At 67.1% G+C, this 16599-nt stretch carries 13 protein-coding genes; 10 read left to right on the forward strand and 3 right to left on the reverse strand.

What is annotated here, in order from left to right:
• Positions 1 to 83 precede the first annotated feature (83 nt).
• On the forward strand, positions 84 to 782 hold the full coding sequence (locus tag BGO20_RS10480; RefSeq protein WP_291664741.1) for an SDR family oxidoreductase: 699 nt from the start codon (positions 84 to 86) through the stop codon (positions 780 to 782).
• A gap of 21 nt (positions 783 to 803) precedes the next feature.
• On the opposite strand, the gene BGO20_RS10485 is transcribed toward BGO20_RS10480, so the two are convergent.
• Both BGO20_RS10485 and BGO20_RS10490 read right to left on the reverse strand, forming a co-directional pair.
• Positions 804 to 1250, reverse strand: a complete 447-nt coding sequence (locus BGO20_RS10485; RefSeq protein WP_291664742.1) for an RbsD/FucU family protein — start codon at positions 1248 to 1250, stop codon at positions 804 to 806.
• Positions 1244 to 2221 carry an aldo/keto reductase gene (locus BGO20_RS10490; RefSeq protein ID WP_299857635.1) on the reverse strand — a complete coding sequence of 326 codons (978 nt, stop codon included), beginning with the start codon at positions 2219 to 2221 and terminating at the stop codon, positions 1244 to 1246. Before BGO20_RS10490 ends, BGO20_RS10485 begins: the two co-directional genes overlap by 7 nt.
• Positions 2222 to 2401: 180 nt before the next feature.
• Here BGO20_RS10490 and BGO20_RS10495 point away from each other — a divergent pair, with 180 nt between their 5' ends.
• On the forward strand, positions 2402 to 3751 hold the full coding sequence (locus BGO20_RS10495) for an amidase (RefSeq protein WP_291664746.1): 1350 nt from the start codon (positions 2402 to 2404) through the stop codon (positions 3749 to 3751).
• Between the two features lie 87 nt (positions 3752 to 3838).
• Here BGO20_RS10495 and BGO20_RS10500 read toward each other — a convergent pair whose 3' ends face one another.
• Positions 3839 to 5173: a dicarboxylate/amino acid:cation symporter gene (locus BGO20_RS10500; RefSeq protein WP_291664747.1), complete on the reverse strand. Its 1335-nt coding sequence runs from the start codon at positions 5171 to 5173 to the stop codon at positions 3839 to 3841.
• Positions 5174 to 5371: 198 nt separating this feature from the next.
• Here BGO20_RS10500 and BGO20_RS10505 point away from each other — a divergent pair, with 198 nt between their 5' ends.
• From BGO20_RS10505 to BGO20_RS10540, 8 genes are all read left to right on the forward strand, one after another.
• Entirely contained in the window at positions 5372 to 7222 is a 1851-nt protein-coding gene (locus BGO20_RS10505) for a sensor histidine kinase (protein ID WP_291664749.1), read from the forward strand.
• Complete coding sequence (locus BGO20_RS10510) at positions 7219 to 8577, forward strand: sigma-54-dependent transcriptional regulator (protein WP_291664750.1); 1359 nt, start codon at positions 7219 to 7221, stop codon at positions 8575 to 8577. Before BGO20_RS10505 ends, BGO20_RS10510 begins: the two co-directional genes overlap by 4 nt.
• A gap of 210 nt (positions 8578 to 8787) precedes the next feature.
• Positions 8788 to 10380, forward strand: a complete 1593-nt coding sequence (locus tag BGO20_RS10515) for an ABC transporter substrate-binding protein (RefSeq protein WP_291664751.1) — start codon at positions 8788 to 8790, stop codon at positions 10378 to 10380.
• 159 nt (positions 10381 to 10539) lie between these two features.
• Positions 10540 to 12156, forward strand: coding sequence for an ABC transporter substrate-binding protein (locus BGO20_RS10520; protein WP_291664752.1), 1617 nt, complete (start codon positions 10540 to 10542; stop codon positions 12154 to 12156).
• 302 nt (positions 12157 to 12458) lie between these two features.
• Entirely contained in the window at positions 12459 to 13469 is a 1011-nt protein-coding gene (locus BGO20_RS10525; RefSeq protein WP_291664754.1) for an ABC transporter permease subunit, read from the forward strand.
• Between the two features lie 43 nt (positions 13470 to 13512).
• Positions 13513 to 14424 carry an ABC transporter permease subunit gene (locus tag BGO20_RS10530; RefSeq protein ID WP_291664756.1) on the forward strand — a complete coding sequence of 304 codons (912 nt, stop codon included), beginning with the start codon at positions 13513 to 13515 and terminating at the stop codon, positions 14422 to 14424.
• 4 nt (positions 14425 to 14428) lie between these two features.
• Positions 14429 to 15451: an ABC transporter ATP-binding protein gene (locus BGO20_RS10535; RefSeq protein ID WP_291664758.1), complete on the forward strand. Its 1023-nt coding sequence runs from the start codon at positions 14429 to 14431 to the stop codon at positions 15449 to 15451.
• Positions 15448 to 16428, forward strand: a complete 981-nt coding sequence (locus BGO20_RS10540) for a peptide ABC transporter ATP-binding protein (protein WP_291664760.1) — start codon at positions 15448 to 15450, stop codon at positions 16426 to 16428. Before BGO20_RS10535 ends, BGO20_RS10540 begins: the two co-directional genes overlap by 4 nt.
• Positions 16429 to 16599: the final 171 nt, after the last annotated feature.

The following is a 16599-nucleotide window of genomic DNA, read 5'->3' on the forward strand; positions in this document are numbered from 1 at the left end:
GCCCATGCAGCATTGCTGTGGCATCGCGCGCCCGCTCTTGCCAACTATGGTGACCTGACAATGGTCATCCGTGGGAGCAGGGCATGGAAAAGGTAGCGATCGTCACCGCCGGCGGCAGTGGCATGGGTGCGAGCACGGCGCGCCGCCTGGCGAGGGACGGCTATCGCGTGGCGATCCTGTCCTCTTCGGGCAAGGGCGAGGCCCTGGCCGCCGAACTCGGCGGCCTCGGCATTACCGGCTCAAACCAGTCCAACGACGATGTGAAGCGGCTGGTCGACGCGACGCTGGACCGCTGGGGGCGCGTCGATGCACTGGTCAACAGCGCCGGCCACGGGCCGCGCGCCCCGATCGTCGATCTCACCGACGAGGATTGGCACAAGGGCCTCGACGTCTATTTCCTCAGCGCGGTCAGGCCGATCCGGCTGGTCACGCCGGTGATGCAGCAGCAGAAATCCGGCGCGATCGTCAACATCTCGACCGCCTGGGCCTTCGAGCCGAGCGAGATGTTCCCGACATCGGCGATGGCCCGCGCCGGGCTCGCGACCTTCACCAAGATCTATGCCGACAAATACGCGGCCGAGGGCATCCGCATCAACAATGTCCAGCCCGGCTGGATCGACAGCCTGCCGGCGACCGACGCCCGCCGCGCCAGCGTGCCGATGCAGCGCTACGGCAGCGCCGACGAGGTTGCCGGCACGGTCGCCTTCCTGCTCTCTGCCGATGCCGGATACATCACCGGCCAGAACATCCGCGTCGACGGTGGTGTCACCAAAGCCGTTTGATGGCGAATGGGGATGGCCGGCTCAGCCGGCGATCACACCCTTCCTGAGCAGGAAGCAGCCGTAAGGCCGGGCGTCGCCGACCTGCACGACGCCGAAAGCCTTGCGCGCCGCCTCGTAGAAGGCGAAACGCTCGATGCCCGGCAGCGGCGTCGGCACGGCTCCTGCCGCCTCGACCACGGCCTCGACCTCCTTCTGCACGGGGGGCACGACCGCGGCATCGTCGACCACCAGCATGCGGCGGATCGGCTCGGGCTCGAAATCGTCGATCGGCAACACGGTCAGGATCGCGCGCACCACCTCGGCCATGGCGAGCCCCGGCAGCCGGACGATCCGCCCGGAGGTGGTCGCCCGCGCGATCGTCTCGGCCGGATGGTTGGCATCGACCACGGCGAGGTCGTCGCCATGGCCCATCGCTGCGAGGAGCCAGAGCAAATCGGGGCCGAGGATCGGGTCGATGGTCTTCAGCATGTCGGCACCGGGGCGTGGTCGGGAATGAGCTTTTCGGCCTTGAGCGCGGGCCAGAGCGCAGCGGGCACGGGCCGGGCGACGAGGTCGAGATTGCGCGCGACCTCCTCCGGTGCGACCGCGCCGAGCACGACGGTCGCGACTGCCGGATGGGCGGCGGCGAAGGCGAGTGCGGCTTGCGGCAGCGCCACGCCATGGGCGGCGCAGACCGCCTCGATCCGCGCGACCCTGGCGAGGATGTCGGGCGGCGCCGGCCGGTAATTGTAATAGGCGCCCTTGCGGGCGCCGGTTGCGAGGATGCCGGAATTGAAGACGCCGGCCAGCATGACGGCGATCTTCTTCTCCAGCGCCAGCGGCAGGAAGCCGTCGAGGGCGCCCTGCTCCAGAAGTGTATAACGCCCCGCCAGCATCATCACGTCGAAATCGCCGGCTCTGGCGAAGCGCTCGCACATTTCGGCTTCGTTGACGCCCACGCCGATGGCTTTCACCGCGCCGGAGGAGCGCAGTCGTTCCAGGGCCCGGTAGGCGCCGTTCATCGCCTCGGCGAAGCGTTGTTCCATCCGGTCGCCATGGGTCCAGACATCGACATCGTGGATCAGCAGGATGTCGACGTGGTCGGTACCGAGCCGGAGCAGCGATTGTTCCAGAGAGCGCATCGCGCCGTCATAGGAGTAGTCGATCACCGCAGGATGCGGCAGCCCGCCGCGATAGCCGGAGCCGTCGGTCTTCGGAGCGCCGGGCTTCATCCAGCGCCCGACCTTGGTCGAGACGATGACGCTCTCGCGCGGCACGCGCCGCAGGGCGGCGCCGATGCGATGTTCCGAGAGGCCGTGGCCATAGAGCGGCGAGGTGTCGACGAGGTTGATCCCGGCCGTCAGAGCGGCTGCGACCGTCGCCTGCGCCAGTCCTTCGTCGAGACGCTGGTAGAGATCGCCGAGCGGTGCGCCGCCGAAACCGATCAGGCTGGGCTTCATGCCGGCGATCGGCCGGCCCGGCGCCGCAGCGCCTCGTTCCTGGTGACTCATCGAAGCCCCGCATTCGTCCTGCGGCGCAGGAAACCATGTTCGGGGCGGAAATCAATCGCCCGCCCGCTGGGACTCTGTTAGGCCTCGGGGTCTTCAGCCGGTTCGGCCGGCGACCATGGCGAGCAGACGATGACCGAGACCCTCTCCGCGCTGCAGGATGCGCTCCGCGCGGGCCGCACCACCTCCGAAGCCCTGGTGGAGGGCGCCTTGGCCCGCGCCGGCACGGGCGAGGGGCCGCGTGTTTTCACCCGCCTCTATGGTGACAGGGCGCTCGCCGCGGCACGTGCATCCGACCTCATGCGCCAGGCCGGCTTCGTGCGTTCGCCGCTGGAAGGGCTGCCGATCTCGATCAAGGACCTGTTCGACGTCGCGGGAGAGACGACAAGGGCCGGCAGCACCGCGCTCGACGATGCGCCGGCGGCAACGGCGAATGCGCCCGTCGTTGAGCGATTACTGGCCGCCGGCGCCGTGCTGGTCGGCCGCACCAACATGACCGAGTTCGCCTTTTCCGGGCTCGGCATCAACCCGCATTACGGCACACCGCTCAACCCGTACGATCGCGCCGCGGCCCGCATCCCCGGCGGCTCGTCATCGGGCGCGGCCGTCTCGGTGACGGATGGCATGGCCGCGGGCGCGATCGGCACCGATACCGGCGGCTCGGTCCGCATTCCCTCGGCGCTGTGCGGTATCGCCGGCTTCAAGCCGACGGCGCGGCGCGTGCCGCGCGAGGGCTGCCTGCCGCTCTCGACCAGCCTCGACTCGATCGGTCCGCTGGCGCCCAGCCTCTCCTGCTGCGCGCTTCTCGATGCGGTGCTGTCCGGCTCCGGCGAGGGCATTCCCGCGCGGGCCGACATCGCAGGTCTGCGCCTGGCCGTGCCGACGACGCTCGCGCTCGACGGCGTGGACGAGACGGTCGCCACGGCCTTTCGGCGTGCGCTCGATGCATTGTCCAAGGCCGGTGCCCGGATCAGCGAGATCGCCGTCCCGGAATTCGGCGCGCTCGCGGGCCTGCAGGCCAAGGGCAGCTTTGCCGGTGCCGAGGCCTGGCACTGGCACCGGGCGCTGATCGCGAAAGCCGCCGACCGCTACGATCCGCGCGTGCTGGTCCGTATCCAGCGCGGTGCCGAGATGGCGCTGGCGGATTATCTCGATCTGCTGGCGGCGCGTCAGGGCTGGATCGCGGCTGTCGAAGCGCGGCTCGCCGGCTTCGATGCGCTGCTGATGCCGACGGTGCCGATCGTTGCACCGCGGATCGCGGACCTGGCCGAAGAGGCGGCCTACGGCGCGACGAACCTGCTGATCCTGCGCAACTCCACCCTGATCAACTTTCTCGACGGCTGCGCTGCGAGCCTGCCCTGCCACCGGCCGGGCGAGGCGCCTGTCGGCCTGATGGTGGCCGGGTCCGGCGGACAGGATCGTCGCATCCTCGCGGTCGGGCTTGCGATCGAGGCGGCGCTGGCGACGGTCCGCGCCGGCTGAACGGCGCGAGAGCTCGCTCATGAAAACGCCGGCCGGGCTGATTTAACCCGGTCGGCGCTGCGTCAGGCTATTCTGTTGCCGGTGCGCTCAGGCCGCCAGAGGCAGCGGCTCGCCATCCTCGCTGGTGACGGTCGCTCCGCTCAGCGCCGCCTGCAGGCGGGCCTGATCCAGCTCGCCCTCCCAGCGTGCCACGACGATGGTCGCGACGGCATTGCCGATGAAGTTGGTGATGGCGCGGCACTCGGACATGAAGCGATCGATGCCGAGGATCAGCGCCATGCCGGCCACCGGAACCGAGGGCACCACCATCAGCGTCGCCGCCAGCGTGATGAAGCCTGCGCCCGTGATGCCGGCCGCTCCCTTGGAGCTCAGCATGGCGACGAGCAGCAGCAGAACCTGGTCCGCGAGCGGCAGGTGGATGTCCATCGCCTGGGCGATGAACAGCGCGGCGAGCGTCATGTAGATGTTGGTGCCGTCCAGGTTGAACGAATAGCCGGTCGGGATGACGAGGCCGACGACCGAGCGCTTGCAGCCGGCGGCTTCCATCTTCTCCATCAGCGCCGGCAGCGCCGCTTCCGAGGACGAGGTGCCGATGACCAGCAGGATCTCTTCCTTGATGTAGCGGATCAACGCCAGGATCGAGAAGCCGTTGTAACGGGCGACGGCACCGAGCACGACCAGCACGAACAGGGCCGCAGTCAGGTAGAACGTGCCGACCAGCAGGGCCAGGTTGGCGACCGAACCGATGCCATAGCGGCCGATGGTGAAAGCCATGGCGCCGAAGGCGCCGATCGGCGCCGCCTTCATCAGGATCGAGACCAGCTTGAAGATCGGCGAGGTCAGCGACTGCAGGAAGGACAGCACCGGCTCGCCGCGCTCGCCGACCAGCGCCAGCGACAGGCCGAACAGCACCGAGAAGAACAGGACCTGCAGGATGTCGCCGGAGACGAAGGCGCCCGCGATGGTGTCCGGGATGATGTTCATCAGGAAGGCCACGATGCTGGCATCGTGCGCCTTGGTCGCGTAGCTCTGCACAGCCTTGGTATCGATCGTGTTCGGATCGATATGCAGCCCGGAGCCCGGCTGGACGACGTTGGCGACGATCAGCCCGACGATCAGGGCGAAGGTCGAGAAGGTCAGGAAATAGATCATCGCCTTGCCGGCGACCCGGCCGACCTTCTTCATGTCGCTCATGCCGGCAATGCCGGTCGTCACCGTCAGGAAGATGACGGGCGCGATGATCATGCGCACCAGCTTGATGAAGGCGTCGCCGAGCGGCTTCATCGCGGCGCCGGTCTGCGGCCAGAAATGGCCTAGCGCGATGCCGAGCGCGATCGCGACGAGAACCTGAACATAGAGATGCTGGTAGAACTTGCGGGGACGCGCCGGCGCAGCCGTCGCGGGTTCGAAATGGGCAGCCATGGTTTCCTCCGGTTGGCTGTTTTTGGCTCTGGGCGAAGCGAGCGGCTTTTCGCAAGCGACATGCCAGCCGGGATGAAGTTATAAATACCAACAATATCAATAGTTTATCAGAAATCCGTGGACTCATTCTGGAATCGGTATGCGATAATCCGCGCAATCATCGCTTGTCCTGTGTGGAAAATCGCTCATGATCGAGGCATGCGTTTCGTCCGCCGCATGGCCGCGCAGGCTCGCGTTCCCGCTTCGCCGCTCGGCTGGAGTTGGCTGGCCTTCGGGCTTGCGGCCGCGCTCCTGCTCGCCGTCGGTCTGATCGGAGCCGCCGATCTTGGCCGCAGCCGCGCAGTCGCGGCGGTGACGGCCCGGGCGGAGGATGGCTCGACGCTCGCGATTGCGATCCTGCGCGGCGAGCTGGAGAAGCAGCGCGCCCTACCGGTCATTCTGGCGCGCGACCCGGACGTCCGCAGCGCGCTGTCCGGCGGCAGCCGCCACACGCTCGACCTCAAATTCGCGAGCATCGCCCGGGAAACGCGCACGGCCGTGATCTATCTGCTCGACGTGGCGGGCATGACCATCGCGGCCAGCAACTGGGACGAGCCGACGAGCTTCGTGGGCAACGACTACGCCTTCCGGGACTATTACCTCGGCGCGATCCTCAAGGGATCCGCCGAACAATTCGCGCTCGGCACGGTCAGCCAGCGCCCCGGCCTTTATCTGACCAGCCGGATCAAGGACGGTGAGAGGTTGCTCGGCGTTGTCGTGGTTAAGGTCGAGTTCGACCGGGTCGAGGCCGACTGGCGCGCGCTGGGAGGGCAGATCTACGTCGCTGATCAGCGCGGTGTGGTGCTGCTCTCGACGACCGCCGATTGGCGCTTTCACGTCGAGACGCCGCTCGACGAGGAGACGCAGAAGGAGATCCGCCGCTCGCTGCAGTTCGGCGAGGCACCGCTTCAACCGCTGCCGCTGACGCAGGATGGCGATCTCGTCCAGAGCACCGCCCCTGCCCGCGCCCTCAACGTGCTGGCCCGCCGGGACGTGCCGACCACGAGCTGGCATCTCGACATGCTGCTGCCGGTCGACCAGGCCATTCGCGCCGAGCAGTCGCGTCTGCAGACGCTGGTCGCTTTCGTGCTGCTCGTCGGGTTGCTGCTGGCGGCGCTTCTGCTGCGGCGGCGCCAGCAGGCCACGATGCGGCTGCTCGCTGCGTCGGAGGCGAAGGCGGAGCTGGAGCGCCGCGTCGAGGAGCGCACGGCAGAGCTCGCCGGCAGCAATCGAAAGCTTCTGGAGGAGATGGCCGAGCGTGCCCGCGCGCAGATGCGCCTCCTGGACATGCGCGAGGAACTGGCCAAGGCCAACCGCCTGGCCACGCTCGGTCAGGTCACGGCGGGCGTCGCGCACGAGATCAACCAGCCGCTTGCAGCCTTGCGCACATATGCCGAGAACGCCCGCGCCCTCGTCGCCGGCGCGGATCCGGGAGGCGCGGCCGGCGCGCTCGGCAAGGTCATCGGGTTGACGGAGCGGATCGGGACGATCACCGAAACCCTGCGCGGCTTCGCCCGGCGCGGCAGCGGGGCCCTCGTGCCGGTCCTGCTCAGCGAGGCGGTCGCTGGCGCACTCATGATCCTCGATGCGCCCTTGCGCCAGGCGGGCATCGTGCCCCAGGTCGAGACGGGTCCCGCGGGGCTGCGGGTGCTCGCACGGCCGGTGGAGCTCGAGCAGGTGCTGGTCAATCTGCTGCGCAATGCCGTCGAGGCCATCGAGACGGTCGCGCAGCACCCGGTGCCGCCGCTGCTTTCGCTCAGCGTCGCGGAAACGCAGGAGGGCGCCTCGATCGCCATCATCGATCGCGGCCCGGGCCTGGATGAGGAAGCGGTCGCGACGCTGTTCACGCCGTTTCGCAGTTCGAAGCCGCGCGGCCTGGGCCTCGGCCTGGTCATCTGCCACGACATCGTCACGGGGTTCGGCGGCACGCTTGTGGCGGCCTGCCGGCCCGGAGAGGGCTGCACCTTCATCATCACCCTCCGCAGGGCCGACGCGGAGCCTGTCCGATGACGTCTACCACCGACCTCGCCGGCCTCGATATCGCCTTCGTCGACGACGACGCGGATCTGCGCGAAGCCAATGCGCAGGCCCTGCAGCTCGCGGGCTTCAAGGTCGAGGCCTTTGCCTCCGCCGATGCGCTGCTGGCGGAGATCGGTCCGGGCTTCACCGGGGCTGTCGTCAGCGACGTTCGCATGCCCGGCATGGACGGCATCGAGCTGTTTCGCCGCCTCAAGGCGCTCGATGCCGACATTCCGGTCGTGCTGATCTCCGGCCACGCCGATATCGCCATGGCCGTAGGGGCGATGAACGAGGGGGCCTACGACTTCATCGCCAAGCCCTATGCCGGCGAGCGCCTGGCCGAGACCCTGCGGCGCGCCGTCGAGAAGCGCGCCCTGGTTCTGGAAAACCGCAGGCTGCGTGCTCTTGCCATCGCGGCCGTGGAGGATGAAGGGCTGATCGGCGAGACGCCGGCGATCCTGCGCCTGCGCCAGACGATCCGCGATCTCGCCGACGTCGATGTCGACGTGCTCGTGCTCGGCGAGACCGGCACCGGCAAGGAGGTTGTCGCGAACCTGCTTCACCGCCTTGGCCGGCGTGGCGAAAAGCCCTTCGTCGCGCTGAATTGCGGCGCTCTGCCCGACAGCGTCATCGAAGGTGAGTTGTTCGGCTATGAGCCGGGCGCCTTCACCGGCGCGCAGAAAAAGCGCGTCGGCCGCATCGAGCACGCCAGCGGCGGCACGCTCTTCCTCGATGAGCTGGAGAGCATGCCGGTTGGCGCGCAGGTGAAGCTGCTGCGCGTGCTGGAGATGCGCGAGATCGCGCCGCTGGGCTCCAACGACATTCGCAAGGTCGATCTGAGGGTGGTGGCCGCGACCAAGCTCGACCTCGGCGACCCCAACCGGCGTGGCGACTTTCGCGAGGATCTCTACTATCGGCTGAACATCGTCACGCTGCGCCTGCCGCCGCTGCGCGAGCGTCGCCGCGACATTCCGCTGCTGTTCGCGCATTTCCTCGGGCGCGCCGCGCGCAAATACGGACGGGAGCTGCCGCGGCTCGACCGCGCCGTCGAGCGCCATCTCGTCGAGAACGACTGGCCCGGCAATGTGCGCGAACTGGTCCATTTCGCCGAACGGGTCGTGCTCGGGCTGGCCGGCGACCTGCCGGCGGAACCGATCCGCGGGGACGCCGCGGCACTCAGCCTGCCCGAGCGCCTGGGCGCGATCGAGGCCAATCTGATCCGCGAGGCGCTGGAGGCCAGCCGCGGCGACGTGAAGGCCACGCTGGAGGCGCTGCGCATTCCGCGGAAGACCTTCTACGACAAGCTGGCGCGCTACGGCATCACCCGCGCGGCCTACGAGGAGTGATGGCGGGCGGCGCCTGCCGATGCGGGCGCATGGTGCCGTTTACCGTCCGCCGTCATGCGCTGCGGCCCGCCTTTCGGACGACTATCGCCGCCCCGTCTCTTTCAATAAGCTTGTTGGCAAGGCGGCCCGGGGGTTTCCGCCCACGGAGCTTCCGATGCAACGGAGCCGTAACCCGCCGAAACCGGCGCAGAGGGGTCAAGGAGAGTTCCCATGAAGAGATTGTTGTTGGCGACGCTGTCGGCGTCGGCGCTGATGGCCGCGCAGCCGCTCGCGGCCAAGACCCTTGTCTACTGCTCGGAGGGCAGCCCGGAGAATTTCGCACCGAGCGTCAACACGACCGGCACCTCCTTCGATGCCGGCACGCAGATCTACGACACCATCGTCCAGTTCGAGCGCGGGGGCACCAAGGTCCAGCCGGCGCTTGCGGAGAAATGGGAGATTTCGCCGGACGGGCTGACCTACACCTTCCACCTGCGCAAGAACGTCAAGTGGCAGTCCAACAAGAGCTTCAAGCCGACGCGCGACTTCAACGCCGACGACGTGCTGTTCATGATCGAGCGGCAGTGGAAAGAGGACAACCCCTTCTTCAAGGTGACGAGCTCGAACCACTCCTACTTCAACGACATGGGCATGCCGAAGCTGCTCAAGTCGGTCGAGAAGGTCGACGACTACACGGTCAAGATCACGCTGAACCGGCCCGAGGCGCCGTTCCTCGCCGACCTCGCCATGCAGTATGCCGGCGTGCAGTCGAAGGAATACGCCGATGCGATGCTGAAGGCCGGCACGCCCGAGAAGCTCGATCAGGACCCGATCGGCACCGGGCCGTTCTACCTCGTGCAGTACCAGAAGGACGCGATCATCCGCTACAAGGCCTTCCCCGCCTACTGGGCCGGCAAGGCGAAGATCGACGACCTCGTCTTCGCGATCACGCCGGATGCCTCGGTGCGCTGGGCCAAGCTCCAGAAGGGCGAATGCCATGTCATGCCCTATCCGAACCCGGCCGATCTCGAGGCGATGAAGAAGGACGCCAACGTCCAGATCCTGGAGCAGCCGGGCTTGAACATCGGCTATCTCGCCTACAACACCACAAAGAAGCCGTTCGACGACGTGCGCGTTCGCCACGCCATCAACAAGGCGATCAACAAGAAGGCGATCATCGACGCGGTCTATCTCTCCAGCGGCATCCCGGCGATCAACCCGATCCCGCCCTCCATGTGGTCCTACAACGAGACGATCAAGGACGACCCCTACGATCCGGAGGCGGCCAAGAAGGAGCTGGCCGAGGCCGGCTATCCGAACGGCATGGAAATCGACCTCTGGGCCATGCCGGTGCAGCGCCCCTACAACCCCAACGCCAAGCGCATCGCGGAGCTGATGCAGGCGGACCTCGCCAAGGTCGGCGTCAAGGCCGAGATCAAGACCTATGAATGGGGCGAGTACCGCAAGCGCATGCAGGCGGGCGAGCATCAGACCGGCATGCTCGGCTGGACCGGCGACAACGGCGACCCGGACAACTTCCTGCACACGCTGCTCGGCTGCGATTCCGCCAAGACCAATGGCTCGAACGTCGCCAAGTTCTGCTACCAGCCCTTCGAGGAGCTCGTGACCAAGGCCAAGTCGATCACCGACCAGGCCGAGCGCGAGAAGCTCTACCGGCAGGCGCAGGTGATCTTCAAGGAGCAGTCGCCCTGGTTCACCATCGCCCACGCGATCCAGCTCAAGCCGGTGCGCAAGGAGGTGAAGGACTTCAAGCTCTCGCCCTTCGGTCGCCACACCTTCTACGGCGTCGACATCGCCAACTGAGGGCCGCCCCTCTTTGCCGTGCCGGCGCGAAGCTGGCGCGGCAAATGCAAGCGATGGCCGCGGCTCCGTCGGGCGCCGCGGCACAAGGAGCGGGGAGGCGCCGGGACGCAAGGCCCGACGCCCGATCCCGGCTCTCCCCACGATTTCGAAAGATGGACCATGTCACGCCACGTCCTGTCCGCCGCCCTTGCGCTGGGCCTCAGCGCCTGCCTTCTTCCAGCCGCCGCCCAGGCCCAGGCGCTGGTGGTCTGCACCGAGGCGAGCCCCGATTTCCTCAACCCCCAGTTCAGCAGCCAGAACACGGCCTACGACGTCGCGGCGCAGATCTACGAGCGGCTGACGGCGACGGAGCGCGGCGGTTCGCAGATCATCCCCAGCCTCGCCGAATCCTGGACGATCTCGGATGACGGGCTGACCTACACATTCAAGCTGCGCAAGGGCGTGAAGTGGCATTCGAACAAGAGCTTCACCCCGACGCGCGACTTCAATGCCGATGACGTCGTGTTCTCCTTCACCCGGATGTCCGACGAGAAGAACCCCTACAACAAGGTCGGCAGCGGCAACTACCAGTTCTTCACCGAGATCGTGAAGCCGAGCTTCAAGTCGATCGAGAAGGTCGACGACTACACGGTGAAGCTCACGCTCTCCAAGCCGAACGCGCCGCTGCTGTCGGCGCTCTCGGTCGAGCCGATGTCGATTCTTTCGGCGGAATATGCCGCGGCGATGAGCAAGGCCGGCACGCCCGAGCAGCTGGACCTGTCGCCGATCGGCACCGGGCCCTTCTCGCTGGTCGCCTATCAGAAGGATTCGACGGTTCGCTTCAAGGCGGTGCCGGACCATTGGAGCAAGAAGGTCGGGAACCGCGACCGGATGGCGCTGGTGAACGACCTGATCTTCGTCATCACGCCGGACGCCGCTGTGCGTTTCGCCAAGGTCAAGTCGGGCGAGTGCCAGATCGCGCGCTATCCGAACCCGGGCGATCTGCCGGCGATGAAGGCGGACGCCAATCTCAACGTCCTGCAGGGCAGCATCGCCGACCAGAGCTTCCTCGCCTTCAACGAGCGCAAGAAGCCGTTCGACGACCGGCGGGTCCGCGAGGCGCTGGCTTATGCGACCAACATCCCCGCGATCATCGATGCGGTCTATCAGGGCACTGGCAAGGCCGCTGCCGCGGCGGTGCCGCCGGCGCTGTGGTCGCATGACGATGATCTCAAGCCGCGCCCCTACGACCCCGAGAAGGCCAAGGCCCTGCTCAAGGAGGCGGGTTTGCCGAACGGCTTCGAGACGACGCTCTGGGCGATCCCCGTCGTGCGCGCCTACATGCCGAACGGGCGGCGGGCGGCCGAGCTGATCCAGGCCGACTGGGCCAAGATCGGCGTCAAGGCGACGATCCAGACCTTCGAATGGGGCGAGTATCTCAAGCGCGGGCGCGCCGGCGAGCATGAGGTGGGCATGTTCGGCTACACCTGGGACTATCCCGATCCGAGCCAGATCCTGCTCTCGGGCTGGACCTGCGAGGGCGTGAAGACCGGGGCCAACCGCGCCGGCTGGTGCAACCAGGAGGCCTCTGACGCGCTCGCCAAGGCGAATACGATCACCGACCAGGCCGAACGAGCCAAGCTCTACAAGCGCTTCCAGGAGCTGTTCCACCAGGATGTCGCGGGCCTGCTCTTCGCCAATGCGCAGGCGTTCACGCCGGTGCGCAAGGAAGTGAAGGACTACAAGATCCACTTCTTCGGCGGGCAGCCGTTCTACGGCGTCTCGATCGCGAAATAACCGGTGGCGCCGCGCGACGGCGCTGCTCTTCCAGCCTTGTGCCGGCGTTGCATGTATTGCCGCGCCGGCACAAGTCTCGGTCACAATGTTGCGCGCCTGCGGTCGTTTCTTCGCAACTCTTCTGTCTGACTCGCCGCAGCGTACCGTCGGTTACGAATATCGGCGAGGATTCTTAAAGCAGCCCTCCTTGATCTTTCGTTCGATCTGGTGTTTGCGCTGCGCCGGCTTTCGCTTTTGAATAAATCCACAAGACAAAACGCCGCGGGCGACCATGCGTCTCGGCCGATAAGACTGGGAGAACCATGCTCCGTTTCATCCTGACCCGGGTGAGCCTCGTCATTCCGACCTTTGTCGGCATTACCCTGCTCGCCTTCTTTCTGGTGCGGCTGGTTCCCGGCGATCCGATCGAGACCATGGCCGGCGAGCGCGGGATCGATCCCGCCCGCCATGCCCAGCTCGTGAAGGAATACGGCTTCGACAAGCCTTTGCTGACGCAGTACGGCGTCTATATCGAGCGGGTCGTGCATGGCGATCTCGGCAAGTCGATCGTGACCCGCGAGAGCGTGCTGTCCGAGTTCGGCCAGCTCTTCCCGGCCACGATCGAGCTCGCGCTCTGCGCCATCCTGATCGCGCTGCTCGTCGGCCTGCCGGCGGGGATCATTGCCGCGGTCAAGCGCAACTCGATCTTCGATCACGGCGTGATGGGCATCTCGCTGACCGGCTATTCGATGCCGATCTTCTGGTGGGGTCTGCTGCTGATCCTGCTGTTCTCGGTGCAACTCGGGATCACGCCGGTCTCGGGCCGCATCGCCGTGCAGTATTTCATCGAGCCGGTCACCGGCTTCCTCACCATCGACAGCCTGCTGGCCGGCGACATCGACGCCTTCTGGTCGGCGCTGTCGCATCTCGTGCTGCCGGCGATCGTGCTCGGCACCGTGCCGCTTGCGGTCATCGCCCGCATGACCCGATCCGCCATGCTGGAGGTGCTCGGCGAGGACTATATCCGCACCGCCCGCGCCAAGGGCATGGCGCCGATCCGCGTCGTCGCTCTGCATGCGCTGCGCAACGCGCTGATTCCGGTCGTCACGGTCATCGGCCTGCAGGTCGGCACGCTTTTCACCGGCGCGATCCTGACCGAGACGATCTTCTCCTGGCCGGGCGTCGGCAAATGGCTGATCGAGGCGATCAGCCGGCGCGACTACCCGGTCCTGCAGGGCGGGACGCTGCTGCTGGGCATGGTCGTGATGAGCGTGAACCTGCTGGTCGACCTGCTCTACGGCCTGATCAACCCGCGCATCCGGCATGCCCGATGATCCGCCGCCCCCTCACGACTTGCGCCCACCGGAGCCAACGCCCATGAGCGCCGAAACCCTCGAAGCCCCCGCCGCAGCGGCCGCCAGCGGCGCGCCGCCGCACCCCCTTCGCGAATTCTGGAGCTATTTCAGCGCCAATCGCGGCGCCGTCGCCGGCCTCGTCGTCATCGTCGTGGTGTTGCTCTGCGCGCTCTTCGCGCCGCTGATCGCGCCGCATGACCCCGACATGACCAACAATGCGGTCTTCCTGAAGCCGCCCTTCTGGCAGGATGGCGGCTCGTTCTCCTATCCGCTCGGCACCGACGCGATCGGCCGCGACATCCTCTCGCGCCTGATCTACGGCGCCCGGCTCTCCCTTGTGATCGGCATCGCCGTGGTGGCGCTGGCCATCGTCGTCGGCGTCGTGCTCGGCCTGATCGCCGGCTATTTCAAGGGCATCGCGGACATCGCGATCATGCGCTTCATGGACATCCTGATGACGATGCCGAGCCTGCTGCTGGCCATCGTCATCGTCGCCATCCTCGGCCCGGGACTGATGAACGCGATGCTCGCCGTCGCCATCGTGGTGCTGCCGCATTACGTGCGCATCACCCGTGCCGCCGTCATCGCGGAGTCCTCGAAGGACTATGTCGTGGCTGCCAGGGTCAGCGGGGCGGAGACGGTCAGGCTGATGTTCTCCGAGATCCTGCCGAACTGCGCCGCCCCGCTCATCGTGCAGGCGACGCTCGGCGTCTCCACCGCGATCCTCGACGCGGCCGCGCTCGGCTTCCTCGGCCTCGGCGCCCAGCCGCCAACACCGGAATGGGGCACCATGCTCGCTGATGCGCGCGAATTCGTGCTGCGCGCCTGGTGGGTCGTCACCTTCCCCGGCCTCGCCATCCTCATCACCGTGCTCGCCTTCAACCTTCTTGGTGACGGCCTGCGCGATGCGCTCGACCCCAAGCTGAAGCGCTGATCCCATGCCCCTGCTCGAAATCGAAAACCTCAGCGTCGAATTCCCGACCTCGCAGGGAACGCTGCGCGCCGTCGACCGCATCGACCTCACCCTCGACGAGGGCGAGGTGCTCGGCGTGGTCGGCGAATCCGGCTCCGGCAAGAGCGTCACCATGCTCGCGCTGATGGGTCTCGTCGGCTATCCCGGCCGCGTCCGCGCCGACAAGCTGCGCTTCGACGGCCGCGACCTCCTGACCATGTCCGCCCGCGAGCGCCGCCAGCTCACCGGCAAGGACGTGGCGATGATCTTCCAGGAGCCCAGCACGAGCCTGAACCCCTGCTTCACCATCGGCTTCCAGCTCGCCGAGACTCTGCGCAAGCACGAAGGCATGGACCGCAAGGCCGCGAAGCGCCGCGCCATCGAGCTTCTGGAGCAGGTCGGGATCCCCGCGCCGGAAAGCCGCCTGACCGCTTTCCCGCACCAGCTCTCCGGCGGCATGAACCAGCGCGTCATGATCGCGATGGCGATCGCCTGCAATCCGCGGCTGCTGATCGCCGACGAGCCAACGACCGCGCTCGATGTCACCATCCAGGCGCAGATCCTCGAATTGCTGATGTCGCTGCAGCGCGAGCGCGGCATGGCGCTGGTGCTGATCACTCACAATATGGGCGTCGTCGCCGAGACGGCGCAGCGCATCATGGTGATGTATGCCGGGCAGATCATGGAGGAGCGCAAGGTCGACGCGCTCTTTGCCGATCCGCAGCATCCCTATTCCGCCGCGCTGCTGGCGGCGCTGCCGGAGCGCAGCGAGAACGCGCGACGCCTCGCCACCATTCCCGGCATGGTGCCGGGCTTGAACGACCGTCCGAAGGGCTGCCTGTTCAGCCCGCGCTGCGCCTATGCGACCGAGCATTCGCGCAATGTCCAGCCGCAGCTGCGGCCCTGGATGGACGGGCGCGTGCGCTGCCACTACCCGCTCGGCGACCCCGACCGGGACGCCGAGCGCGCCCGCGATGGGGCCGGCCTGACGACGGAGGCGACGCGATGAGCAACCCCGTCATCGAAGCGCGCGAGCTCACTCAGACCTATCCGGTCAAGCGCGGCCTGTTCCAGCCGCCGGCGCAGTTGCAGGCCGTGAACAAGGTCTCCTTTTCGGTGGAGGCCGGGCGCACGCTCGCCATCGTCGGCGAATCCGGCTGCGGAAAATCGACCCTGGCGCGCATGGCGACGCTGATCGAGACCCCGACCTCCGGCGCTCTGGCGCTGGATGGGCTCGATGCGGTGCATCCGCCGGCAGCCGAGCGCAAGCGCCTGCGCCGCACCGTGCAACTGGTCTTCCAGAACCCCTATGGCTCGCTCAACCCGCGCAAGAAGATCGGCACGATTCTCGAGGAGCCGCTCAAGATCAACACGACGCTCTCCAAGGCCGAGCGGACCGAGAAGGCCCGCGCCATGATGGCCAAGGTCGGCCTGCGTCCCGAGCACTACGCCCGCTATCCGCACATGTTTTCCGGCGGCCAGCGCCAGCGCATCGCGATCGCCCGTGCGCTGATCCTGTCGCCCAAGCTTTTGGTCGCGGATGAGCCGGTCTCGGCGCTCGACATCTCGATCCAGGCGCAGGTGCTGAACCTGCTCGCCGATCTGCAGGAAGAGCTGAAGCTCGCCTATCTCTTCATCTCGCACGATCTCAGCGTCGTCCGGCACATCGCCCATGACGTGATGGTGATGTATCTCGGCAATGCCATCGAGCACGGCCCGAAGGAACGCATCTACGCCCGCCCGCTGCATCCCTATACGCAGGCATTGCTCGCCTCGACGCCGCGCGTCGATGCCGGCAAGCGCGAGCGCATCGTGCTGCGCGGCGAGTTGCCGTCTCCGCTCGACCCTCCGAAGGGCTGCGTGTTCTCGACGCGCTGTCCCTTCGTGAAGGATCGCTGCCGGGCCGAGCGTCCGGAAAAGCGCGAGGTCGACGGGCGCCTCGTTGCCTGCCACTTCGCCGAGGACTTCCTCGAAAACGCAGCATGAGAAAAGCCGGCCCATTGGGCCGGTTTTTTCGTCATGGCGTCACTGTGGGATCGGGCAGTGCGCGCCCGATCAATCCTCGTCGTCGGGGAGCGGGCGGCCGCCATCGACGAGGATGTCGCGTTTGCCGGCGTGGTTTGCGGGTCCGACGATGCCCTCGTTCTCCATGCGCTC

Origin of the sequence: Allobosea sp. 67-29, from assembly GCF_001898115.1 — a bacterium.
Lineage (GTDB): Bacteria > Pseudomonadota > Alphaproteobacteria > Rhizobiales > Beijerinckiaceae > Allobosea.